The organism is Pseudoalteromonas sp. SG43-3 (assembly GCF_014164385.1).
Classification (GTDB): Bacteria; Pseudomonadota; Gammaproteobacteria; order Enterobacterales; family Alteromonadaceae; genus Pseudoalteromonas; species Pseudoalteromonas distincta.
This window is the reverse complement of the sequence record NZ_JACJFC010000015.1, coordinates 90,123-112,905: the sequence shown is the minus strand read 5'-3', so window position 1 is coordinate 112,905 and position 22,783 is coordinate 90,123. Positions and strand designations below refer to the sequence as shown.

Sequence of the window (22,783 nt, the reverse complement as noted above, 5' to 3'; positions counted from 1 at the left end):
ACACCAAAAAATAATAAAGGTTTAGTAATAATAAGTATGGCTAGTCAAAAAAATAAATTATTTGAAAAAAATAAAAAATATTTATGGAGGAAAATAAAAAGTCACTCGTCTTCATCCTGTGTATGGCCAAAAACTATACGCATGGAATGTATACATTTGCCACTTTGTTTACCGCTATATGTGCTTGTTTTTAGCTTAGTCACCACAGAGGTGAAAGCGAGCTCGGTGGACGAAAAAGCAATGTTTAACATTCCTCGACAAAGGGCCGATTTATCGCTAATAAACTTTGCCGAGCAAGCCGATATTACTTTGCTTTTTCCGTTGGATAAAATTCAACAGTTACAAACAAATACTATTACTGGCGAGTATTCAATAATAAATGCATTACAGACTTTACTCGAAAGTACCGGCTTGCAAATGCAAGTTAGCGAAGATGGGCAAATTTCTATTTTAATAGACCCTAGCTTCGAGAGAACTGACAACATGGCTAACTATAAAAAAAATGGCGTGTCCAGTGCAGTACTTGCTGTACTAAGCACAATGACAACGCTCCCTGCATTAGCAGAAACAGCAGCACAAGAACCAGAAATAATTGAAGTACGCGGAATTAGAGGCTCGCTTGGTCGAGCCATGGATGCAAAAAGAGAAGCCGGTGGCGTGGTTGACTCCATTTCAGCAGAAGATATTGGTAAATTTCCTGACACAAATTTAGCCGAGTCTTTGCAACGTATTACTGGGGTTTCAATAGACCGTTCAGGCGGCGAAGGGCAGCTTATTACGGTGCGTGGTTTTGGCCCGCAGTTTAATACTGTACTAGTAAACGGACGCCAAATGGCATCAGAGAATCAAAGCCGTGCATTTAGCTTTGATACCATTGCATCAGAATTGGTTAAAAGCTTAGATGTATTTAAAACCTCAACAGCCACTATGCAATCTGGTGGTATTGGCTCAACAGTAAACGTTAATACGGCACGTCCATTTGCGATTAGTGGCTTTAAAATAGCGGGTAGTGTTAAAGGTATTTACGATGAAAATAGTGAAGAAACCACACCTGAGATTTCTGGCTTAATTAGTAATACATTTAATGATGACACACTGGGTTTGTTGTTTGCCGTTTCTCGTCAAGAACGCGAAACACGCTTAAATCAGGCACAGGTAGACGGCTGGTTAGAAAACGTGGGCGTCCCAAATCCTCAAACTCAAAGCGGGCAAGCATACACCGGTAATATTTTCTCGCCACGTAATTACGATCATAAAGTTACTACAGAGACACGTACACGCACTAATGCAAATTTAGTTATACAGTATGCACCTTCAGATGATTTAGTTATCACTGCTGATGCGCTCTATTCAGATTTTGATGTAGAAGCAGACACAACGTCTTACGGGCACTGGTTTACAGCGCCAAACTTAGAAGGCTTTGGTGATGCTGCAGGCCCAACCGTTGATGAAAATGGCACTGTGGTTGATTTATATCAAGAGGTAGGTCTTGCCACCGATATGCACGCTAAAAAGTTTGATCGTTTAACCAACTCTAGCGCATTAGGTTTAAACTTTGATTGGCATGTAAACGATAACTTAAATATGAAGTTTGATTTGAGCCACTCAAAAGCCAAGCGTGAGGCTAATAATGGCGGTGGCGATCAGCTATCGTTGATTGGCTATGCTAACCGAGTTCGATTTGAAGTGGATGGCGGTATCTTACCTTACGCGAGTGAGTTTGCCTCTGCTAACCCTAACATTTATAGCGGCCAGCAAGAGCTGGACGGTGTTGCTTATAACCCTGCAGTTGCACCTGATGGCGTATCAAATCATTTAGATACAGCCAACAGCCGTGCACACGTAATGCTTCGCCGTGGTTGGGCTGTAGAAGATACTGTGGATCAGTTTCGTTGGGATAGCATTTGGCATAACGATGGCAGCTCAGGCCTAGTTTCGGTTAAATTTGGTACTATGTATTCAACTGAAACTAAAAACCTTGATCGTTGGGACAACGAAGGCGTAGGTATTCACTGTACCTTTTGTGGTTACCCAGATGACCCAAGTATGGATGGCTTAGCGCAATTTGTATTTGACGCAGGAGATGACTTTTTAGGTGATGTGAGCGGCAGCGGTCGTATGCCAACGTCATGGCTTGCACATGATGGAGAGGCAAACTTTGCGTACCTTGAGCAAATAGCTGCGGCGAATGGTCAGCCTATTAGTTTTGATGCAGTTAAACGTAATAAGTCGTTTGAGATAACTGAAGATACTTTCTCGTTTTATACAGAATTTGATTTTGAAGCTGAACTTGCAGGCATGCCTTTATACGCAACAGCGGGCTTTAGATTTGAAAGCACCGATGTAAAAGTAAAGGGCACAGATGAGCCGGTTAGCGCGTTAACTATCTTAGATAAAACAGAAATGCTTGCTAATTTCGGCGCCGTAGAAAATATTTCAGCAAGTTCAGATTACGAAGCGATTTTACCTAACTTTAGCGTAAAGCTTGAAATAAGCGATGAGCTAATAGCACGTGCTGCTGTATCACAAACAATTACGCGACCAACACTCGATAGTATGTCGCCTGTAACAGTAATTGAAACAACGCGCCAAGGGGGCAATTTAACATCAAGCTCTGGTAACCCTGCGCTTGAGCCATTTACCTCTGATAACTTAGATTTATCATTAGAGTGGTATTACGCTGATGCCAGTTATTTATCCGCTGGTTACTTTAGAAAGAATGTTGCTAACTTCATTATCAATACCACTGAAGATTTAACCTTTGAATTGTCTGACGGCGGATTGTTGACTGACCCCTCAACAGGTAACGATGTAGATAACCCTGACGCTGCTGACTCGACGGCTGTATTTACAAACACATTACCAAATAATAGCGAATCGGCGATTGTTGATGGCTGGGAAATAGCCTTACAGCATAGTTTTGATAGTGGCTTTGGTTTTATGGTTAATGCAACATTTGTTGATAGTGATGCAGAACTAGACCCTGCAGATATAACTCAAGTATTTGCATTAACAGGCTTAAGCGACTCTTATAATGTGGTTGGCTTTTATGAGAATGGCCCATTTCAGGCGCGTTTAGCCTATAACTGGCGCGATAGCTTTGTACAGTCACTAACACAGTTAAATGGTGATGGTGTGACGATAGTTGAAGACTATGCACAATTCGATGCCAGTGGCAGCTATGATATTACCGAAAATGTATCGGTGTTCTTTGAGGGTATAAACTTAACCGAAGAATACGTACACAAACGTGGTCGCTTCTCTAATCAATTACTAATGGTTGAAGATAGCGGGCGACGTTTTGCGTTAGGTGTTCGTGGAAGTTTCTAACTTAAATAATAAAAGTGGCTTTTACATTTAGTAATAGCCACTTTTTAAATACGCCTTTATAGGTAACAAGCATGAACCAGCAAAATAAAGAAATAAAAACAGTGGTTGTCGTTGGTGGTGGTATAGCAGGCTGGCTAACAGCTGGTCGATTAGCGGCGCACCATAAAAGTAATACCCCCGATGGTCTTAATGTTGTGCTAGTTGAATCTCCAAATGTACCAATTATAGGTGTTGGTGAAGGCACTTGGCCTACCATGCGTAGTACATTAATAGCACTTGGTATTAGCGAAACCGATTTTATACGCGAGTGTGAAGCAAGCTTTAAGCAAGGAGCAAAATTCGCCAAATGGGTGGATGGCAGCGATGATGATTTTTACTATCACCCATTAGTTCTGCCGCAGGGCTTTTCAAAAACCGATATGGCAGGGCATTGGTTAAATAACACAGCAGAGTCAACGTCTTTTTCAAACGCAGTGTGTTACCAAGAAGCTATTTGTGAGCAAGGGCTTGCCCCTAAAACAATTCGTACACCAGAATATGCTGCTATAGCCAATTATGCCTACCATTTAGACTCTGCAAAATTTGCCGTTTTTTTACAAAAACATTGTACTCAGCAGCTAGGCGTTAAACATATTTTAGCTGATGTAACGCAGGTCAATAATGCTAAAAATGGCGATATTGCAAGCGTTACTACAAAGCAACAAGGTGAAATTAGCGGTGATTTATTTATCGATTGCACTGGTTTTTCATCATTGTTGTTAGGCGAGCATTATAAGATTCCTTTTCAGCCCTGCGATGATGTGCTGTTTATTGATACCGCCTTAGCAGTGCAAGTCCCTTATGAAGATGAAAATGACAGTATTGCATCTCACACAATTTCAACAGCGCAAGAAGCGGGTTGGATATGGGATATAGGATTACAGCACCGCCGTGGGGTGGGCTATGTGTACTCCAGTAAGTACAGTACCGAGTCGCAAGCAAGGGAAAAACTTAGAGAGTATGTAGGCGATAAAATAGAGTCGTTAACAATTAGAAAAATCCCTATTAAAAGTGGCCACCGCTCACATTTTTGGCAAAACAACTGTGTTGCGGTTGGGCTTTCGGCTGGTTTTTTAGAGCCACTAGAAGCTTCTGCATTGGTATTAGTAGAAATGTCAGCGCAAATGATAAGCGAACAACTTCCCCATACCCGGGATATTATGGATATTACCGCCAAACGCTTTAATGAGACGTTTACCTATAGGTGGGAAAAAATAATCGACTTTTTAAAGTTACATTATATTTTATCAACCCGTGACGATAACGCATTTTGGAGCGATAACAGAGACCCTAAAACGATTCCTCAAAGCTTACAAGATCTAATGAAACTATGGCAATACCGCGCCCCTGCTGATCACGATTTTACAAGTAACAATGAGGTGTTTCCAGCGGCGAGTTATCAATATGTTTTATATGGTATGGGCTTTAAAAGTGATTACAGCACAACTGCCTATATGCTTGAAGACACTGTTTTTGCTAAAAGTCAGTTTGATAAAAATAAGAGCATGATAAACCAAGCTGTAACTAACTTACCTAGTAACCGAGAATTGTTAAATAAAGTTAAGAATCATGGGCTTAGCACTATTTAGCTTAAAAATTTACACATAAAAACAATAAAGAGACACACATGGAAAATTTAGTCGCATTAGAACAAAGTGCTCATCAGCACATAAAAATAGACACACAAAAGGCACAATCACACGCAGAAAACATTAATATGGTCCCTGTTGTTATGGCAGAACTTAATCAAATTGCTGTTCAGCAGCCTATAGTTTTTGCAAAAAACTCAGAAACAGGGGAGTTTACACTCAATGCTTTATTAGGCTTTGAGCAACATGAGAACTTGTTTTATCAGAACTCGCAGTGGCAGGGTGTGTATTTACCGCTTCAATTACAGCGTCAGCCATTTTTTGTTGGTGATACTCATGCGCAGCAAACTCAATACCCTGTGTGTATTAATTTAAATAGCCCAGCAGTCGTTAATAATCGAGCGCAAAGCCAGAATAATTTAGAACCAATTTATACCCAAAGCGCAGAAGAAAGTAGCTATTTCAAACAAATAAAGCAGTGTTTAGGGCATTTACTACAGGGCGAAATAGACAATAAAAAGTTAATTGATACCTTGTTACAGCATGATCTACTGCAGCCATTATCGCTTGAGGTCACGTTTCAGAACAGTCAAAAAACAAAGTTAAACGGCCTATACACTATTAACCAAGAAAGACTCGCACAACTTAATAGTGATCAAATTACGCTTTTACATCAAAGCGCTTTATTACCCGCTATTTATACTGTTATAACCTCACTTGGCCAAATATACCCATTGATAGAGCGTAAAAATGCAGTGCTTAATTTAGCCGATGATTGATTTTAAACTAAACGAAAATATGGCGTTACACATACATACTGTAGGGGAAGAAAAAACCCCAATTATTGTTATTGATGATTTTGTAAATAATGTAGATGCGCTTATTAATTTTGCTGCGTTTTCTCAAAGTGCTAGAGAAGCGTTTTGCGCACAAGAAAGTGATTTTTACCCAGGAGTAAGAAAAGCAGCACCGCTTAGTTATATCGAGCGGTTAAAAGCGCTTGCGCCAATTATTAATTCACACTTTGATATGGCGGATAAAAGCGAGTTCGATGTAATTCTTTCTGCTTTTTCAATTGCATGCACTGAGCCTGATAAGCTCAGGCCAATACAAATGCTCCCTCATTTTGATACACCTAATATGAATCAACTTGCTATGGTGCACTTTTTATGTGATGAAACTCATGGTGGCACTTCATTTTATAAGCATAGAGCCCTAGGGTATGAACGTATAACAAAAGAGCGGCTTATGCTTTATAGGCAAGCTATTAAGCAACAAGCCATGGCGCAAAAACTTCATAAAAATCCACAATATATAAATGGAAGTACAACTTTGTTTGAGCAAGTTTACAGTGTAGAGGCTAAGCTAAATCGGGCAGTTATATACCCAAGTAATTTATTGCATTCCGGTAATATAAACGCGTCTAATGGTTATTCCTGTGACCCAGTTAATGGGCGTTTAACTATCAGTAGCTTTGCTGTTTTGCGCTAGCTTTTTTATTACCGACTAAAACTCTCAAAGTACTCTTTTTGCAATTCTATAGTAAGCGCTTTAGGGCGAATGCATTGTACTAGGCTGTATACTTCTTCTTTTGTGTAACCTGCCGAATTTAAAATAAGCGCAGCGACCAACCCTGTGCGGCCAGTGCCGCCTTTGCAATGTATGGCAATGGTTTGTTTGTGTTGTATGGCCTGTAATATGTCGATTTTATGGGTGTTCCAGCTTGATGTAAAAGGCTGTTTGGGTGCTTCGTCGTCATTTATTGGTAAATGAAACCACGTTATATCGTGCTTATTGCACTCACTATTAATTGTTTCTACGTTGTTTTTTTCAAGCTCTTTTTGCGGCATAAGCGACAGCAGCACGTTAGCGCCAGCTGCTTTTAATGTATTGATTGAATCCGCTAGGTTTTGCGTTTTTGTACCAGGGCAGGGCGTAAAAATAATATTTGCGCCGTTATTGAGTGATAAAACATCGTACGGATGCGCGCTCATGGTAAGTCCTTTATTTTTAATGAATTTGCTTTAATAAGCTCACTATAGCGTGTTTTAGTTACAAGTTTAAGATTGAATAATAAGCGCAAATACTAGATACTGTTTTTATATACAGTTGTGGCGATATTATGAAAAAAGAATTACCAGCAAAATACTATTTAGCGCATTTTAGAGAGCTTATTGAGTTTGTAACAAGTAAATGTATGCATTTACTTGAGCCCAAACACAGCGAATTCATTAGTAAAATTAATCAGCTAGATGAGCAAAGCCAATGCATGTTGGCGCGTGTGTACTCGCGAAAGCCTTATTTAGTGCAGGCGCAATCGCTTAATTATGAAGAAATAACCTCGCCGCATCAGGCTATTTATACGCTAAAAAAAGCCGGTATTTTATTTGAGCCAAACGAGCAGCATTATTCGCAGCTTTTAGCGCACTTAACTAAGCCTTCTTTGGTTGAGTTGCTAAGTAATTACAGTGAGCAAATAAGTTTTAAAAAGAGTGCCGCTAAAGGCGCGCTGGTGGATATTGCGCGTGAGTTTTTTAGAGCATGCCCAAAAGAGCTTGCGCCACTTTATAGCCAGTATGTAATTAACAACCGCAGTGATTACTACGAGTATTTTGAGTTTTTATTTGCAGGCAAACTAAGCAGTGGTGATGTGAATCATCAAAACCGTTTTGTAATGCGAGACTTAGGCTTAACCGCTACGCGCGAAGGACACAGCGAGAGCTTGTCGCGTTTTGAAACACTTGACGAAGCGCAATCAAACTATTTATTAAACCGTTACCGGTTAGCATTTAAAAATATTACAGATGAGAGCGACTATGTTGTTTTAGCGTCGCAGGTTTTAGTGCAAGCTGCACATGGTGCAATTGCCGTTGTATTAAAAAACAAACTATTAGTTAGGCTTTATAGGCAGCTAAAAACAGTTGATAGCGAACTTGCTTTTAGTTTACTTGAAGGGTGCGTGGATGATAGCGAAGCACAAGAAATTCAAATAAGAGAGCAATACAGGCTTGGCAATAAAGAGTGGGTAAAAGCACGGTTAGAAGCCATTATCGAAAACCCACTTACTGATGATTTACTTTATTTTGCTGACGATTTTTTAATGCGTAAGTTTAATAAAAAAACACGTTCGCGTTTAAGTGCCATGCTTGCCGACACTCAGTGCGTGCTAGAAATAGATGAACTGTACCGAGGTGAAGTAGAGCAGGGCGTAAACGATTATTATACTCGCGAAGGTATGGCTGTATTTAATACCGAAAACACGCTTTGGCAAAGTTTGTTTGGTTTAGTATTTTGGCACGAGTTATTTGTCGAGTCGCCTTATCCGCCATGCAATGAGTTTGATATTTATCCGCAAGTATTAAGGCTTGGTAATTTTTATGAAGCGCAGCAAACACAGATAAACGAGCGCTTAGCTCAGTGCCAAACGTCGCAAGCATTACTTAATTTAGTGTGCAAAAATGCAGCGCAATACTTTGATCAGCCCAATGGCTTATTTAGATGGCGCAGCAATTTATTAGAGCCACTAGAAGCGCTTATTTTAAACAGCCCACTTGAGGCACTAATTGCGCACTTAACGGCTATGAGTAAACATTATTTACAGCTAAAAGACGGCTACCCCGATTTAATGGTCATTAATAATGGCCAAGTACATTTTGAAGAAGTAAAAGCTCCAGGCGATAAGCTTAGGCGCAACCAACTTACAACTATTGATAATTTAAAAAATGTGGGCTTTACGGTACATATTGCCGCAGTTAAGTGGTTTGTAGATCCAAACCGTGTTTACAGCGTAGTTGACATAGAAACCACGGGCGGCTTAAAAGGCGGCAACCGAATTACCGAAATTGGCATAGTTAAAGTACAGCACGGTAAAGTAATTGATACTTGGACTACACTTATTAATCCGCAGCGCCATATACCTGGCTTTATTACGTCATTAACCGGTATTAGCGACAGTATGGTTTACAACGCGCCTGTATTTGCCGATATAGCCAAGCCGCTATTAGATAAACTCTCAGGCAGTATTTTTGTAGCCCATAACGTTAATTTTGATTACGGTTTTATTAAAAAAGAATGCGAGGTTGCAGGGCACTTTTTTAAAATGCCAAAAATGTGCACCGTGGTTGAATCGCGCAAAGCGTTTAAAGGCTTAAAGTCTTATTCGCTTGGTAACCTTAGCGCGCATTTTAATTTAAATTTAACTAGCCATCACCGCGCATTGGCCGACGCAACCGCCACTGCGGAGCTGTTATTGCTGATACAAAATAGTGAAAGCTAACGCCGTAGGGTATTGGCTTACCTTTAAGTATTTGAAATTTAGTTAATAAGTGATTTTATTGTAATTTTTTAATTTATTTTGGAATAAAGTGTTTTTGTAAATCGTCTTCTTTATGTCAATCCGACAAACTAGAGGACAAAACAATGACTAAATTAAATAAAATTGTAAGCGTAATGATGTTAAGCGGTGTGTGTACTTTTACAGGTGCAGTGCATGCCGCTGATATTGAAATATCCCAGTCAACGTCGGCGCAGCAACAAACATCTACATCTATTGCGCTTTCACAAAATGGTTTAACAGCCAGTGGTAGCAACGAGTCAAACGTATCTAACGATACACAAGTAACGGCTGATGATTCGCAAAACACAGATTCAACGGCGAATAACACGCAAACTCCAGCGCAAGAAAGCAGTGAGGCCGCAGAGCCTGCAAATTCATTAGTTGCATCTGCCAGCTCATCTTTAAATAATGCATTGAACGCATCGGCCTCGTCTTTAAATGCCACAGGCAATACCACAGTCAACACAGCGCTCGATGCAACAACGCAGTTAACCTCATCGGCGGGTAATTTAACAACCGCTGTGAGTCAATCGTCATTACTTGGACTTACCTCTGAGCAAGCCGCTCAGCCTGATACTACTGATACACCAACAGATGCCTCTTTACTTTCAAATGTGAGTAGCGCAACCGATTCAGTAACAGAAGCTGATGCAGCGAGTGCGCTTAATGCGGGTGAGCTTACAAACCAATTAGCAATTACGAATACGGCTGCAAACTCAGTGAGTTCTGCACTGCAGGTAGGTGATGCAATTAATACCAGTAATGAAGTTGTAAGTAGTGTTCAGCAATCTTTAATTGCCAGCGTGCAAGATAGTACGGTTAGCAGTTTACAAAGCACGGTACAGCAAAGTGTTAGCGGGCAGGTGAGTGCAGCGGTCACTGATCAAATTAGTAATGATGTAGCACTTAGCACTGCAAGTGAAGTAGTAACCAACATTACTAACGACTTAGACCTAGGCCTTTAATACGCCGCGTGTTTGCACAAATGCCGAATAGGGAAACCTATTCGGCCTGTTGGAGAATAAATATGAAAGCAGTTATAACCGCCACTTTGTGTGTTTTTAGTGTCCAAGCGGTGCTTGCACAAACTAACCACGTTAAAACACCTGAGCAAAATAAACCCTTTAAAAGTAGCTTTGAGCTAAATGCAGATGCAGAAGTTGGGGTATTAAGCAATTCAGCGCTCTCTGTTCAGGAGCTTGACGATATTTCGTCACAAAGCGACAGTGGCATAAAAACCGCAGCCGGTGTTAATGCAAAATGGCAATTAACCAAAGGCGCCAAATTAACCTCAAGCTATCGGTTTGAACAACAAGACTACGATGAATTTGATCAATACGATTTAGACCTTCATCAATATGGTTTAGATGGCAGCTACAGCTTTAATAGCCATGAGCTAGGGGTTCGTTACGATGGCGCAAAAGCAAATGTAGATGGCGAAACATTTTTACATTTTAATCAAGCTAGTGCTTACTATGGCCACTTTTTAAACCCACATACGTATTTGCGTATGAGCATAAAAACCAAAGCTAAACGTTTTGCTACTGCAAAAGCACGTAATGCCGATGGTGTAGGTGCCGATGTAGCGCTTTATCATTTTATAAATAATGGGCAAACCATGCTAATGGCAACGCTAAGTGCTGATAAAGAAAACGCCGACGACAACCAATACGACTTTAACGGCTACGGCTTTACTACTAAAGTTACGCACAAATTTACGGCCTTTAATGTGGCTAACAAAGTAGGGGCTGGCTGGCGTTATCAAAATAAAGATTACGATGAGCAAACAACGGATGATTTTTTTGAGCAAATACCGTCGCGAGATGAGCACCGAAATGTAGTTAATGCGTTTTATAACGTAGCTGTGTTTGAGCACGTAACGCTAATAGCCGAGGCTGAATATGGCGATTATCAATCAAAGCTTAGTAGTAATACCTATACGCAATCGGTTTTATCGGCGTCAGTTAAAGTGCACTTTTAGGTGGGTAAATGGCGCCATAACCAAAGGTGGTGTCTTTGCCTTGCTCGCCTAAATCGACGACCAGCGATGTAAGCTCGTTAAGTGCTTTGGTTTTATTATTCCCATGCTTTAACAATAAACAACTTAATGCCGCGCTTACATGCGGCGCCGCCATTGACGTACCCGACTCCCTCCCAAATTTTCCATTGCCTTGGCTTGTAACAACATTTACACCAAGGGCTGCAAAGTCTATGTAATCGCCTTTATTTGACCATCTATAAATGTGGTTTTTTGAATCAATAGCACTTACCGCTATCACGCTTTTATACGCGCCTGGGTATAACGGCTGCGACGCCGGCCCTTGGTTACCCGCAGCAGCTACAATTAGTACGTTTTGTTTTATTGCTGCAGTAATACTTGCTTCTAAAATTGCGTTATTTGGCCCCGTTAGGCTCATATTTATTACGGGTATTTTATTACTAACTAGCCAGTTAAGTGCCTCTACTATGGCAAATAATGTAGCCCCTTGTGCATATTCAGATTGCCTATAAAACACCTCGGCACTGTAAAGCTTGGCACTGCTTAAAAGCGGGCTGAGCATTACTCCTTTACCTGTAATTAACCCCGCTATGGCGGTGCCGTGTAAATTTGGCGAGCTTAACCCTTTAGGTAAAAAGCTTTGCGTGGTGATATTTGCGCCTTTAAAAGCGTTGTGTTTGGTATTAATTGCGCTGTCGATCATGCCAATTTTTACGCTTTGTGTGCAGTAAGGAGCAACAGGCTTATTTGGTGTTACTTTCACGCTAGGCTCGCCTGTTTGCGCTTGGTAAATGTGGTTTCGGTCAAGTATTGCAGACTCATCTAAGTTAAGTGCTTTTAATAACTCACTTTTAGAGTTAACACCTTGGGGTACATTAAAGCGCACTAAGCTCATGTTAAGTGCGTTGTAATTTTTTACCGATACAATGGTTACATTTTGCTGCTTTAGGGTATTAAGTTGTTGGCTATTTGCCATTAATAACCATTGGCGCTCTATTGCTCTAAAGCCGTTTTCAAGCTCTACTTCAACAAATGCGGTGTTTTGGCTATTTATATTAATGTTAAGCACATTGGGTAAGCTGCTAATTGGCTCACTAATTTGCGCTTTTAGTTCATCAATCGATATTTGTGGAACAGGCACCGGAAGCGGCAGGCGCTGTGCTCGCTCTATAGTTTGCTCAATACGCTGCTCTATTGGGTTTAGCTGCCCAAGCACCTGATCGACTCTTACTATGTTGGCTGAACTCGTTGCGCTAAATATACAAAGCGAAGCGGTTATTATGTGTTTAACGCGTGTGTTTTTAATATTCATAGTGGGTTACTTCTATTAAATTTATCATGCTGGTTAGTTAACGTTTAACACATAGAAATATTTCATTATTTAAATTATTTGGGAATAAATGTTTTTTTGAATCGTCTTCTTTATAAAAGGGGTAAAAATCAATGAACGAAACTCTAAAAACCTTATTGCCCATGCTTAGGCGCTTTGCCTATTCGCTAACGGGTAGTAAAGCAGATGCAGACGATGTAGTGCAAATAACTATTGAAAAACTATTAGTAAAAGGCATTCCGGATGACGTTGAGCCTGCTAAATGGGCATTTAAAATTTGCCGTAATGTGTGGATAGACGAATACCGCTCACGCAAGGTAAGGCAAAATACGGCTCAGGCCGATATTTTACCAGAGCCAATATCAAGTAATGAGCACCAAGCACTCGAAAACATACAAATGCTTAAAAATGTAAATACAGCACTTGGGCAATTACCCGAAGAGCAACGCGCCATAGTATCGCTGGTGGCAGTGCAGGGCATGGCCTATAAAGAGGTAGCACATACACTCGATATACCTATAGGCAGTGTAATGAGTAAATTATCGCGCGCACGCATTACACTTTATAACTTAATAAAACCCGACTTTAAAAAGGAGCAAGTATGAACATTAACGACGAAACACTTAGCGCCTTTTTAGACTCAGAACTAAGCGAGCACGAAATGGAGCAAGTGCGCAAAGCCCTTGAAACCGATGATGAGCTAGTAATGCGACTTGCAGAGCTAAGCGAAGTAGACATGTTAGTAAAAGAGCACGCAACAAGTATTGACGACGCACCACTTAGTGACTCATTAGCTAAAACGGTTGCAAAGCTTGATATGGCAACGACAAAAAACACGTTAAACAGTAATGTAGTAACGTTAACGCCTTGGCAAAAGGTTAAGCAATCGGCTAATAAAAGTTTAGCAATAGCAGCAAGCGTTGCTGTGGTATTTGGTATTGCAATGACGAGCTATTTACAACCCAATGAGTCGCAAAATTTAGTAGCCAGTAACATAGCCACAGCACTTAATACGCAGCTAAGTAGTGGTGTGTTTGAGCAAAGTGATGGCTCAGTATTTAGCGCACAGCTTAGTTTTAAAAATCAGCAAGGTGAGCTTTGTAGGCAGTATGCACTAAGCTCAAATAATACAACGCAAACAAGCATTGCTTGTAAAACGCAAAGCGGTTGGCAAATTAAAGCGCAATCAGCCACGCAGCAAAGTAACAATGGCGCGCAATATCAAACGGCGTCTAATAACAGTGACTTAGATGCTGTTATAGATAGCATGATCAGCGGCGCACCACTCGATAGAGCGCAAGAGCAGCAAGCAATTAGCGCAAAGTGGCAGTTAAACTAATAATAGTTTTTATAAAACGAGGTGAATAATGAAAACATCTATTTTAATTATCAGTATTTTACTTATTGCGGGTTGTGCATCTAAATCTGATTACCGCGCTGCGAATAATGGTTCACAAGGTTACAGCGAGCAAAAAATTAGCGACGATCAATACCGAGTCGAGTTTAAAAGTGTGTCAAACAACGTAGCCGATGCGGGTGATTACGCATTATTACGCGCGGCTGAGCTTACCCAAGCACAAGGCTACGACTGGTTTGTTGTAACTAACAAAGAAACCTTTGTTGAGTCTAAATCGCAAGCCCCCGCGTCATCTATTAGTGCATTACACAGCCAGCAATATGAGCGAAACTGCGGTTTATTAACCTGCGAAACACGCTTACGCCCGAGCAATAGTGTAGGCGTACAAGTGAGCAATAATGATAAACACAAAGAAGTGCACACCTTGATTGATATTAAAATGGGCAAAGGGATAAAACCAAGCGACAACAGCTTTAGCGCCCAAGATTTAATTGAAAACTTAAGTAAAAAGGCGCAAAAGTAAACGTTTGGTAAAAGCGCTTGATATAAGCACTTAGCTTGTTTTCGCTAAGTGCCTTTTCGTGGTAAAAAACCAGTAACCAGCATTGTGCCTACAATTACAAATAGTGCGCCTAGTAATGTATTTGGCCCTATTTGCTCATCTAAAAATAAATGCCCCCAAAATATGCCAAATAATGGAATTAAAAAGGTGACAGTGAGTGCAGAGGTTGGGCCTATATCGTCAATAAGTTTAAAAAATAAAATATACGCAAGCGCGGTACATACTACGCCCAGTACTAATACACCTAGCATAACGTTGGTGGTTGGAACTTCACGTATTGGCATAAATAAAATAAGTGGCAATACCATAAAACTCGACGCCCACATTGAGCCATGAGCGTTATCGAATGGAGCCAATTTGGGCGCATTTTTAGTGTAATGCGATGCAATGGCATAGCAAAGTGAAGCGCTTAATGCTGCTACTATGGCTATAATTGATTGGCTATTTAATACAAAGTGATTTTGCCCAACAAGTATTGCAACACCTATCAAGCCAAGCAATAAGCCAAGCACTATACTTTTGGTGGGCTTTGTTTTTGTCCATAAAATGCCAACTACTGCGCCCCAAATAGGGGTTGTTGAATTTAAAATTGATAAAGTAGAAGCGCTTATAGTTTGAGCTGCGTAAGCAAAAAATAAAAATGGTAGAGCAGAATTAAACGCGCCTATAATAAAAAAGTGTTTTTTGTGTTCAGTAAAGGCTAAGCGGCGTTTTAAATACAAAGCAACAATAAATAAAGTAACTGCAGCAAAGCCTACTCTAAGCTCAATTAATACCGCAGGCCCCAAGCTGTTAGCTGCCATTCGCATAAATAAAAATGATGCGCCCCAAATAGCGGCCAGAAAAAATAATCGCAGTAAGCTTGCTAAGGTCATGATAGTATTTTAATTATGCTGATTGGCTTTTAGAATAGCAGGGTTTATAAACACTGTAAGCCATATTCAGAGCCGGCATATAAAAATAATAAATTAAGGATAAGAATGAAAAAGTTCTCAGTAGCTGCAGCTTCTATGGTATTTATCACTTTGTTGGGTGGATGTAATTCAAGCCCAATCAACCTTTACAGTGATACCACCATGAAAAAGAATGAATACAATGGTATTAAAGCGTATCGAAAAGGACAGTTTGAGGCCGCTTTCAATTATTTAAAAGAGCCTGCTGGGCTAGGCTATAAAAGCGCACAATACACGTTGGCGTTTATGTTTTTGAAAGGCCAATACTTGGAGCAATCTACTAAACTAGGGATGGGCTGGCTAGGCGTTGCAAAAGAAGCGGGGGTTGAAAATTGGACTGCGCAATACGATGCATTTTATAGTGCAGCGAGTACACAGCAAAAACAACTAATAGATGAAACAGTTGCGTTGTATATAACGCAATTTGGCGTTAAAGCACAAAATATGACCTGTCGTCGTTCAACTTCGCCTAGGCGCACATTTGGTGAAGTTAAAATTGATTGCACTAAGCACGAAGGTATCGTTACCGAGTACGACATACAAATAATAGAATAGAGTTATGGCTTTTCTAGCTTTTTTTCAAAGTCGCTTTTAACAATATCGAGTGCTTTTAAGACCTCTTCTGGAGCAACATCGTGTTGCTCTAGTATCATAATTAAATCTACTGCAAGTTTAATATGTGTAGGGGCTTGATCAAGTGGGCTTGTCATTTAACTCTTTCTTTTTTGATATTTGACTAATGGCGACATTTATTGCTGTTTGCACACGCTGTTCCATATGTATGCGTTCTGATTGCGGTAAATAAAACGCCATATCTACATCGTAGCGAATATATCGTGGCGGGAGCTGATTTAGTACCGTACAACAAAAGTCAGCCATTACATCTTCACCATATTTTTCATCAAGTTTAAGTTTGATGATTTCTTCAACTACAATCTTTTCGTAATAGTTGTGTATATCTTCGTGTAATCGCATATTCCCACCGCTTTAAAATAATCCGTTTAACTGAGTCTATACTAAGGCTTACTATAAATCGATAGCGGCTTTAAATAGTTGTTTATGAACATTAATTAGTGAACTCAAATTACGCTGATAACCGCCACCTAAAGCGCACATTAGTGGGATTTGATGTTGCTTACAGAAGTTGAGAACAAACAAGTCGCGCTCATATACGCCATTGAGAGATATATTAAACAAGCCTAACTCGTCTTTAGTGTAAATATCAGCGCCTGCATTATACAAAATAATATCAGGGTTATGTATGCGCACGCAAAAATCGAGAGCTTGCCTTAATGTAACAAGGTACTCATCGTCGGCTGTTTTAGCGGGCAATGCAAAATCGTAAGTAGACTCTTGCTTATTGCGCGGGAAATTTTGATCACAATGAATTGAGCAGGTAATAATTTGATTATAGTTTTGAGTGATTTGTGCTGTGCCATCGCCTTGGTGTACGTCGCAATCAAAAATTAAAACAGTGTCGGCTTGCTCTGTATCTATTAAATGTGTAGCGGCAATAGCTAAATCATTAAAAATGCAAAAGCCACTGCCAAAATCGCTATAGGCATGATGATAACCACCGCTTAAATTGAAGGTTAGATCGTGACTAAAAGCCGCTTCAGCAGCTTGAATACTCCCGCCAATTGATAAAAGAGTACGCTCTACAAGTTGCTGCGAATAGGGGAATCCCATTTTTTTAATCGCTTTATCGCTTAGCGTACCATTTAAAAAGTCATTTATATAACGTTGGCTATGACATAGCGCAAGTTGAGATGCGGTTACTTTTTTAGGCTCTTGAAAGTGAATAGCCGAAACACCTAGATTTTCTATTTCGGTTTTAAGTAACTGATACTTTTGAATAGGGAATCGATGACGTTCTGGGAGTATAAGGTCTGAATAAAATGGATGATAATAAAGCTGCATAGTAAAGTGCGCCTTAACGCAGCTGCTGTTTTTCTACTTGTTGTATTTTGTCCTCGGTGGCAGAAATTGCTTTTCTGCAGCGACCTAATCGAGCGTGTGTGCTTAATATTTCAAGGTTAAGTTTTTGTGCTTTAGCTGGCGAGGCTTTATCCATTTGCATTTTACGTTCTTCAATCATGAGTACTAAACGGCGTTCAAACTCATGGTTTTGTTTTAATTCGTCGTAAAGCTCATGCGATGATTGCATTATTTTTTGTACAGCGTGCTTATAAACAGTTTGCTTAGGGCGAGGTTTATAATGGCTTTTGTTTTCTTTAACCCAAATAGGCGTTGATTTAATAACATTGAATACAGCTTGTACCTGAGCTCCTATACGTTCAAGCGCGTAGGTATAAGCATGGCGATGCTCACTTGGCGGTAATCGTGATACTTCGTCTTCTATTTCTATTACGTAATCGACTAGGTTCATGCTTTTTGTACTAAAAACGGCGCGGTCAAACAAGCTAGGTTGCGCTTGCATGTAACGATTTTTAGAAAAAAGTTTAGCTTTATCAAATTGCTCAGCTTGTTGTTTTAGCGTTGCAACTTGTTGGCGTAGTTTATCTAAAGCTGTAGGGTGCATATTAAAAGTAAGCCTCATAAATTAGCTTTAATGCTAAAAGTATAACCATAGTATTAAATACAGGGCGAATAAATTTGCTACCAAACCGTATTGCTGAATGCGCTCCAATCCATGCACCAAGCATAATAAAAAAGCCCATAGTAATGCCAAGTAAAAAGTTTACATGTCCGAGTGCTACAAAGGTAATGAGCGATATAAAGTTAGAAACAAAGTTCATTGAACGCGCTAAACCACAATTGAGTAGCAGGTTCATTTTATAAAGCATGCCATTAGAAGCAGTCCAAAAAGTACCCGTACCTGGGCCTGCTAAACCATCAAAAAAGCCTAATGCTAAACCCTGTAGCCATTGTTTTATTTTCATCGCTTTGTTGAGTTTAGGCAGTTCATCGCCTTCTGTGGTACTTAAATTACCAAATAAGCTATAGGCGGCAACTAAAATAATAATAATGGGTAGTAGTTTGTTTAAAAAATCGATACTTAAATGATCAACAATAACAGTACCTACCAATGCACCTATTGCAGTAGCTATGATGGAGGCTGCCCAAAATTTCGGGCTAAATAAGTTCTTTTTATAGTATGTATAGCTTGCCGTTAACGAGCCAAAGCTAGCCGCGAGTTTATTGGTGCCTAATGTTAAATGTGGAGGTAAGCCTGCAGTTAATAAAGCGGGCACAGTTAACATGCCACCGCCACCGGCGATAGCGTCTATAAAACCTGCGGCAAGTGCAACAGCACATAAAACAGCCCAGGTTGTTGGATCGAGTGCGAGTTCAAACATTAATAATCTATTTGTCTTTTAAAAGGTGGTAGGGTGTCGAGCATGGCTTTACCGTACCGCTTAGTAACTAAGCGTCTATCGAGAATAGTAATACAGCCTTCATCACTCTCTTTTCGCAGCAGTCTACCACAGCTTTGCACCAATTTCTTTGCGGCGTCTGGTACGGTAATCGTTAAAAACGGGTTGCCACCTTTGCTTTGTACAAACTCTGCTTGCGCTTCTTCTATTGGCGAAGTAGGTACAGCAAACGGAATTTTAGTAATTATTAAGTTCTCTAAATATTTCCCAGGCAAATCAAGACCTTCCGAAAGGCTTTGTGTTCCAAATAAAATGCTGCCTTTGCCTTCGTCTACATTTTTAGTGTGTAATTTAAGCAATGCTTCTCGCGACATTTCACCTTGTACTAATAAGTTAAAACCTTTTGTTCTAAGAAACTTTGTTACGTGGTCCATTTGCCAGTAAGAAGCGAATAGTACAAGGTTCGCTTTTTTATCATTTATGTACTCTGGTAATGTTTTAGCTAAGTGATCACTAAAGTCTTTATCGGTAGGTTCTACTTTTGATACCGGAATACGTAAAGTGGCTTGTTTGGGGTAATCAAATGGAGAAGGTACTTTAATAAATTTAACGCCTTCTTCTTTAGCAAGTCCTGTTTCGTAGGCAAAGTGATCAAACGAGCCCAGTGCACTTAATGTCGCAGAGCACAAAACAGCGCCCGCGCATTCTCGCCACAATTTATCTTTTAGGTAGTAACCTACTTCGATAGGGCAGTCGCTTAATAGGTGATCGTGATGGCTTTTGTATTCAAGGCGTTTTATCCACCGTGCATGAGGAGCTCCTTCCCCTTTTTTTGCGTAACTAAACCATAGTTTGTTTAGTTGCTCTAATCGGTTTATGTATTGTCCGCTTTCGCCCAATATGGGGTCGGCAACGTAAGGTTTTATATCGCCATCGCTAACATCTTGGGTAAGGGTGTCGTGCATTTTGTTTAAACAGCGCAGCGCATCTTGCGTGGCTTCGCTTATATCTTTAGCTTTACTGTGCAATGATTCTGGGATTTCACCGTGCTCAAAGCGATAAGTATCGTCTTTCGAATATTCAAAGTCAGCATTATCGAGAATATCGCGAACTACTTTTAAATCTTTATTCGCGTCATTAATACTGTCGCAAAGTTTAAAGTTTTGGCCAATGGCTCTTTGCCCCACTAAAACCTTTGCCATTTTTCCGCTAAACTTGGTGAGCTTATCAAGCCATTCTATTGTACCTTTAATTGTTGCTGCGGCCGATGAAAAGTCGCGTGTTATATGTGCTAAATGATGCGCTTCATCAATTACATAAATGGTGTTGTCGGGCTCGGGTAAAATTTTACCGCCGCCTAAGTCTAAATCAGCTAGTAATAAAGAGTGATTAATTACCAGCACATCCATTTGCATTAATTGATTACGAGCAAGCTGAAACGGACACGTTTGATGGGCCTTCATTTGGCGTTGGCATGAATGTTTATCGCACGCTATTAAGTTCCATACTCTGTCGGGTACGGTATCGGCCCAGCTGTCTCTATCGCCTTGCCATTTTTTATTCACATAGGCGTTATATAGCTCATTCAAACACTTGGTTTCCATTGCGCTCAATGGTGAAGTAAGCGTTGGCATAAAGTCCATTTGTGTTTGGCTATCGCCGTTTACAGCATTATGTAATTTGTGAGCGCAAATATAACGATGGCGACCTTTTACCAAATCAAATTTAAAGTCGAGGCCTGAATGCTTTTTAAAAAATGGGAGCTCTTTTGCTATTAATTGTTCTTGCAGTGCAACGGTTGCGGTAGAAATAACTAGCTTCTTTTTTTGCGCTAAGGCAAGAGGCAACGCGCCTAAACAATAGGCAAGAGACTTACCGGTACCGGTGCCTGCTTCAATTACGCAAATGCGCTGCTTTTTATGGTATTCGCCAGCAAGTGTTTTTGCTATTTCGGCTACAAGATAATTTTGACTGCTACGAGGGCGATAATCTTTTAGGTTACTAGCCACATGCTGGTGTACTTGCCTAATTGTTTTTTTTAGTGAGTCAGAAAGCATGGGATGATTTACCTAAAGTATGTATATAATTACAGTGCTATGGATTTTAGAGTTATAAGAGTGTAACTACAAGCAGCTTGTTTACTAATTTAGCCTATTAAGCAGTGGCGTTAGATGATTTGCATATTTTTTCCAGTCAGTCAGCGCTTCTTTGTAAATTGGCTTACGTACTTGTTCTGAACTGGGAGTTAAAACAGGGCGTTGGTTATTATAAAACTCATAACACGCTTGCTCTACTACTAAATTGCAATGTTCAAATAAATCATTAACCGTTTCAGTGAAGTTGTTTATTAAGCTTTCATAATTAATTGTATATATTTCGTCAGGATATACGCTATGCCAATGTGTCATCAGCTTATAATATTCATTCATGTAGTGAGCTAAATCTTCCTGATCGTAGCTATAACTATGGCCTTGTGAAAATGAGTGCTTATAAAGGCTCCATGCAGTCGCTTTTTTATCTCGTTGTACATCGATTATTTTTGCATTAGGGAATAAAGTTTTGATAAGAGCAATATGTTGAAAGTTGACTGGTTGTTTATCAATAAAGTAAGGCTTGTTATTGCGAAAAGGTTCAATGAATTTTAAGTAGCGTTTGGCTAATGTTGCCAAGTGCTCTTGAGTCAAACTATTTAGCTTATAAGGTACGTTGCTTTTTATCTGAAGGTTTTCTAACTCTACTGCAATAGAATTGATTTCTGATAATTCATAGCTAGCGTCAACATGGCTATGCGATGCCAGTATTTGCTCAATAAGTGTAGAGCCACTTCTAGGCAAGCTTACAATAAATATCAGCTGGACTTCATTTTCGGTTGAGGAAAGTACTGTATTGGCTACTTTTTTGGTTAGGTATTTTTTACAGCGCTCATTAAAGTCATTAGTAATGTAAGGGGTAAGTGACTTTTGTAAATCGTTACTTATTCTTAGCTGCAAAAAGGCATCTTCGTATCTGCTATGTTGTTCATATGCTTTAGCTAAAGCAAAGTGAAGTTGTGCTCTATTTAATTTATTTGAGTCTATTGTTATCTGCTGTTCTAAATTAGCTATATTGAGCTGAGTGAAAGTATATGTTTTTAAGTTTGCTAAGTTCCAATAGGCTTCGCCGATATGGGGAGCTAGTTTTATTGTTTTGCAATAGTACGCAATAGCACTTTGGTTATTGCCAATTATCTTTTCTATGTTTCCAAGTCTTAAATTGCAATATGCGGGGTAATAATTTTTATTTAACAAAGATTGGTAATTTAGAGATGCATTTTTGAAGTCCATCATTTTTACATAGGCAGCAGCGAGTAGACTTTGGGATTGTGGTAGTAAAGTAACTAATTTGGTCGACCTATTATAAAAAGAGATTAGCTCTAAATATTGCTTTGTATTAAATAATGCTTCAATGTGCGCATCATAAGCGGCTGATTTTGTGCTATTTATATTTATATTATGAGAAGTAATAGCCAAATACGTTTTTAAGTCGTTTGCCTGAAAAGCTATTTTACTTAATAACACTAAAACACGGTATTCATTCGCTACAAGCTTGAGCAACTCATGGGCAATGTTTTCTGCTGGTTTTAATTCTTTGTTTAATAGATGCTGATTCGCTTTATCTAAACGTTGGTTAAACCAAGCAATCATCTCATATTGTTTAATGGCTTGCTGGTATTGCTCTTGCTCTTTTAACTGTCGATGTACTTGGGCTAATACTTGCCAAGCTTGATGGTGCTCTGGTGCAGTTTGAATTAAAGATAATATTATTTTTTTGGCTTGTTGAAGCTTGTTTTGTTGTAGGAGATTATTAGCGTGTTGGATAATTTCAGAAGGGCTCATTGAATGCTCATATTATTTTTTCTTAAGACTAACTTAGAAAGAAATAAAATATAACCTGCTTTACAAATTTTATTT

Annotated in this window: 20 protein-coding genes and 1 pseudogene; 11 read left to right on the top strand and 10 right to left on the bottom strand. The window is 39.6% G+C overall.

Annotated elements, in window-relative coordinates; all coding sequences use genetic code 11:
• The first annotated feature begins 36 nt into the window (after positions 1–36).
• The 4 genes from H5157_RS14580 to H5157_RS14565 all read left to right on the top strand — a co-directional run bounded on the left by H5157_RS14580 (position 37) and on the right by H5157_RS14565 (position 6,449).
• Entirely contained in the window at positions 37–3,330 is a 3,294-nt protein-coding gene (locus H5157_RS14580; protein ID WP_182724964.1) for a TonB-dependent receptor, read from the top strand.
• Between the two features lie 71 nt (positions 3,331–3,401).
• Positions 3,402–4,958 carry a tryptophan halogenase family protein gene (locus H5157_RS14575; RefSeq protein ID WP_182724963.1) on the top strand — a complete coding sequence of 519 codons (1,557 nt, stop codon included), beginning with the start codon at positions 3,402–3,404 and terminating at the stop codon, positions 4,956–4,958.
• A gap of 38 nt (positions 4,959–4,996) precedes the next feature.
• Entirely contained in the window at positions 4,997–5,737 is a 741-nt protein-coding gene (locus tag H5157_RS14570) for a SapC family protein (protein WP_182724962.1), read from the top strand.
• The gene (locus H5157_RS14565) at positions 5,730–6,449 is read left to right on the top strand and encodes a DUF6445 family protein (protein WP_182724961.1); all 720 of its coding nucleotides are present in this window, start codon (positions 5,730–5,732) and stop codon (positions 6,447–6,449) included. Before H5157_RS14570 ends, H5157_RS14565 begins: the two co-directional genes overlap by 8 nt.
• 8 nt (positions 6,450–6,457) lie before the next feature.
• Here the strand turns inward: H5157_RS14565 and H5157_RS14560 are convergent, their stop codons facing one another.
• A complete protein-coding gene (locus tag H5157_RS14560; RefSeq protein WP_182724960.1) occupies positions 6,458–6,952 on the bottom strand; it encodes a dual specificity protein phosphatase family protein in 495 nt (164 codons plus the stop codon).
• A gap of 128 nt (positions 6,953–7,080) precedes the next feature.
• Here H5157_RS14560 and H5157_RS14555 point away from each other — a divergent pair, with 128 nt between their 5' ends.
• From H5157_RS14555 to H5157_RS14545, 3 genes are all read left to right on the top strand, one after another.
• Positions 7,081–9,234, top strand: coding sequence for an exonuclease domain-containing protein (locus H5157_RS14555; protein ID WP_220496861.1), 2,154 nt, complete (start codon positions 7,081–7,083; stop codon positions 9,232–9,234).
• Positions 9,235–9,377: 143 nt separating this feature from the next.
• Positions 9,378–10,259, top strand: a complete 882-nt coding sequence (locus H5157_RS14550; protein ID WP_182724959.1) for a hypothetical protein — start codon at positions 9,378–9,380, stop codon at positions 10,257–10,259.
• A gap of 62 nt (positions 10,260–10,321) precedes the next feature.
• Positions 10,322–11,275: a surface lipoprotein assembly modifier gene (locus H5157_RS14545; RefSeq protein WP_182724958.1), complete on the top strand. Its 954-nt coding sequence runs from the start codon at positions 10,322–10,324 to the stop codon at positions 11,273–11,275.
• Here H5157_RS14545 and H5157_RS14540 read toward each other — a convergent pair.
• Positions 11,259–12,605, bottom strand: coding sequence for a S8 family serine peptidase (locus H5157_RS14540; RefSeq protein WP_182724957.1), 1,347 nt, complete (start codon positions 12,603–12,605; stop codon positions 11,259–11,261). The genes H5157_RS14545 and H5157_RS14540 overlap by 17 nt on opposite strands.
• Positions 12,606–12,736: 131 nt before the next feature.
• Here H5157_RS14540 and H5157_RS14535 point away from each other — a divergent pair, with 131 nt between their 5' ends.
• Genes H5157_RS14535 through H5157_RS14525 form a run of 3 tightly spaced genes read left to right on the top strand, consistent with a single transcriptional unit; the run spans position 12,737 to position 14,503 of the window.
• Positions 12,737–13,228, top strand: a complete 492-nt coding sequence (locus H5157_RS14535; RefSeq protein ID WP_182724956.1) for an RNA polymerase sigma factor — start codon at positions 12,737–12,739, stop codon at positions 13,226–13,228.
• Positions 13,225–13,962 carry an anti-sigma factor gene (locus tag H5157_RS14530; RefSeq protein WP_182724955.1) on the top strand — a complete coding sequence of 246 codons (738 nt, stop codon included), beginning with the start codon at positions 13,225–13,227 and terminating at the stop codon, positions 13,960–13,962. Before H5157_RS14535 ends, H5157_RS14530 begins: the two co-directional genes overlap by 4 nt.
• A 28-nt stretch (positions 13,963–13,990) precedes the next feature.
• The gene (locus tag H5157_RS14525; protein ID WP_182724954.1) at positions 13,991–14,503 is read left to right on the top strand and encodes a CC0125/CC1285 family lipoprotein; all 513 of its coding nucleotides are present in this window, start codon (positions 13,991–13,993) and stop codon (positions 14,501–14,503) included.
• Positions 14,504–14,533: 30 nt separating this feature from the next.
• Here the strand turns inward: H5157_RS14525 and H5157_RS14520 are convergent.
• Positions 14,534–15,417 (bottom strand): annotated as a pseudogene (locus tag H5157_RS14520) (DMT family transporter).
• A gap of 105 nt (positions 15,418–15,522) precedes the next feature.
• Here H5157_RS14520 and H5157_RS14515 point away from each other — a divergent pair.
• Complete coding sequence (locus H5157_RS14515) at positions 15,523–16,050, top strand: sel1 repeat family protein (protein ID WP_182724952.1); 528 nt, start codon at positions 15,523–15,525, stop codon at positions 16,048–16,050.
• A gap of 2 nt (positions 16,051–16,052) precedes the next feature.
• Here the strand turns inward: H5157_RS14515 and H5157_RS14510 are convergent, their stop codons facing one another.
• From H5157_RS14510 to H5157_RS14480, 7 genes are all read right to left on the bottom strand, one after another.
• The gene (locus H5157_RS14510; RefSeq protein ID WP_007584045.1) at positions 16,053–16,205 is read right to left on the bottom strand and encodes a DUF2496 domain-containing protein; all 153 of its coding nucleotides are present in this window, start codon (positions 16,203–16,205) and stop codon (positions 16,053–16,055) included.
• Positions 16,189–16,470, bottom strand: a complete 282-nt coding sequence (locus H5157_RS14505) for a late competence development ComFB family protein (protein ID WP_165725429.1) — start codon at positions 16,468–16,470, stop codon at positions 16,189–16,191. The genes H5157_RS14510 and H5157_RS14505 overlap by 17 nt, the downstream gene beginning before the upstream one ends.
• A 51-nt stretch (positions 16,471–16,521) precedes the next feature.
• Positions 16,522–17,415 carry a histone deacetylase gene (locus H5157_RS14500; RefSeq protein ID WP_182724951.1) on the bottom strand — a complete coding sequence of 298 codons (894 nt, stop codon included), beginning with the start codon at positions 17,413–17,415 and terminating at the stop codon, positions 16,522–16,524.
• Between the two features lie 13 nt (positions 17,416–17,428).
• On the bottom strand, positions 17,429–18,037 hold the full coding sequence (locus tag H5157_RS14495; RefSeq protein WP_182724950.1) for a primosomal replication protein: 609 nt from the start codon (positions 18,035–18,037) through the stop codon (positions 17,429–17,431).
• A 1-nt stretch (position 18,038) separates the two neighbouring features.
• Positions 18,039–18,815 (bottom strand): TSUP family transporter, encoded by a 777-nt coding sequence (locus tag H5157_RS14490; RefSeq protein ID WP_182724949.1) that lies wholly within the window; start codon positions 18,813–18,815, stop codon positions 18,039–18,041.
• Positions 18,815–20,890, bottom strand: a complete 2,076-nt coding sequence (gene dinG / locus H5157_RS14485; protein ID WP_182724948.1) for an ATP-dependent DNA helicase DinG — start codon at positions 20,888–20,890, stop codon at positions 18,815–18,817. Before dinG ends, H5157_RS14490 begins: the two co-directional genes overlap by 1 nt.
• 84 nt (positions 20,891–20,974) lie before the next feature.
• Positions 20,975–22,708: a tetratricopeptide repeat-containing sulfotransferase family protein gene (locus H5157_RS14480; protein ID WP_182724947.1), complete on the bottom strand. Its 1,734-nt coding sequence runs from the start codon at positions 22,706–22,708 to the stop codon at positions 20,975–20,977.
• Positions 22,709–22,783: the final 75 nt, after the last annotated feature.

Bases quoted from the DNA above. Each gene is read 5' to 3' on its own strand.
- H5157_RS14550 (WP_182724959.1), top strand. From the start codon at position 9,378: ATGACTAAATTAAATAAAATTGTAAGCGTAATGATGTTAAGCGGTGTG.
- H5157_RS14560 (WP_182724960.1), bottom strand. From the start codon at position 6,952: ATGAGCGCGCATCCGTACGATGTTTTATCACTCAATAACGGCGCAAAT.
- H5157_RS14555 (WP_220496861.1), top strand. From the start codon at position 7,081: ATGAAAAAAGAATTACCAGCAAAATACTATTTAGCGCATTTTAGAGAG.
- H5157_RS14535 (WP_182724956.1), top strand. From the start codon at position 12,737: ATGAACGAAACTCTAAAAACCTTATTGCCCATGCTTAGGCGCTTTGCC.
- H5157_RS14545 (WP_182724958.1), top strand. From the start codon at position 10,322: ATGAAAGCAGTTATAACCGCCACTTTGTGTGTTTTTAGTGTCCAAGCG.
- H5157_RS14580 (WP_182724964.1), top strand. From the start codon at position 37: ATGGCTAGTCAAAAAAATAAATTATTTGAAAAAAATAAAAAATATTTA.
- H5157_RS14565 (WP_182724961.1), top strand. From the start codon at position 5,730: ATGATTGATTTTAAACTAAACGAAAATATGGCGTTACACATACATACT.
- H5157_RS14570 (WP_182724962.1), top strand. From the start codon at position 4,997: ATGGAAAATTTAGTCGCATTAGAACAAAGTGCTCATCAGCACATAAAA.
- H5157_RS14495 (WP_182724950.1), bottom strand. From the start codon at position 18,037: ATGCACCCTACAGCTTTAGATAAACTACGCCAACAAGTTGCAACGCTA.
- H5157_RS14575 (WP_182724963.1), top strand. From the start codon at position 3,402: ATGAACCAGCAAAATAAAGAAATAAAAACAGTGGTTGTCGTTGGTGGT.
- H5157_RS14480 (WP_182724947.1), bottom strand. From the start codon at position 22,708: ATGAGCCCTTCTGAAATTATCCAACACGCTAATAATCTCCTACAACAA.
- H5157_RS14510 (WP_007584045.1), bottom strand. From the start codon at position 16,205: ATGACAAGCCCACTTGATCAAGCCCCTACACATATTAAACTTGCAGTA.
- H5157_RS14515 (WP_182724952.1), top strand. From the start codon at position 15,523: ATGAAAAAGTTCTCAGTAGCTGCAGCTTCTATGGTATTTATCACTTTG.
- H5157_RS14540 (WP_182724957.1), bottom strand. From the start codon at position 12,605: ATGAATATTAAAAACACACGCGTTAAACACATAATAACCGCTTCGCTT.
- H5157_RS14525 (WP_182724954.1), top strand. From the start codon at position 13,991: ATGAAAACATCTATTTTAATTATCAGTATTTTACTTATTGCGGGTTGT.
- dinG (WP_182724948.1), bottom strand. From the start codon at position 20,890: ATGCTTTCTGACTCACTAAAAAAAACAATTAGGCAAGTACACCAGCAT.
- H5157_RS14500 (WP_182724951.1), bottom strand. From the start codon at position 17,415: ATGCAGCTTTATTATCATCCATTTTATTCAGACCTTATACTCCCAGAA.
- H5157_RS14530 (WP_182724955.1), top strand. From the start codon at position 13,225: ATGAACATTAACGACGAAACACTTAGCGCCTTTTTAGACTCAGAACTA.
- H5157_RS14505 (WP_165725429.1), bottom strand. From the start codon at position 16,470: ATGCGATTACACGAAGATATACACAACTATTACGAAAAGATTGTAGTT.
- H5157_RS14490 (WP_182724949.1), bottom strand. From the start codon at position 18,815: ATGTTTGAACTCGCACTCGATCCAACAACCTGGGCTGTTTTATGTGCT.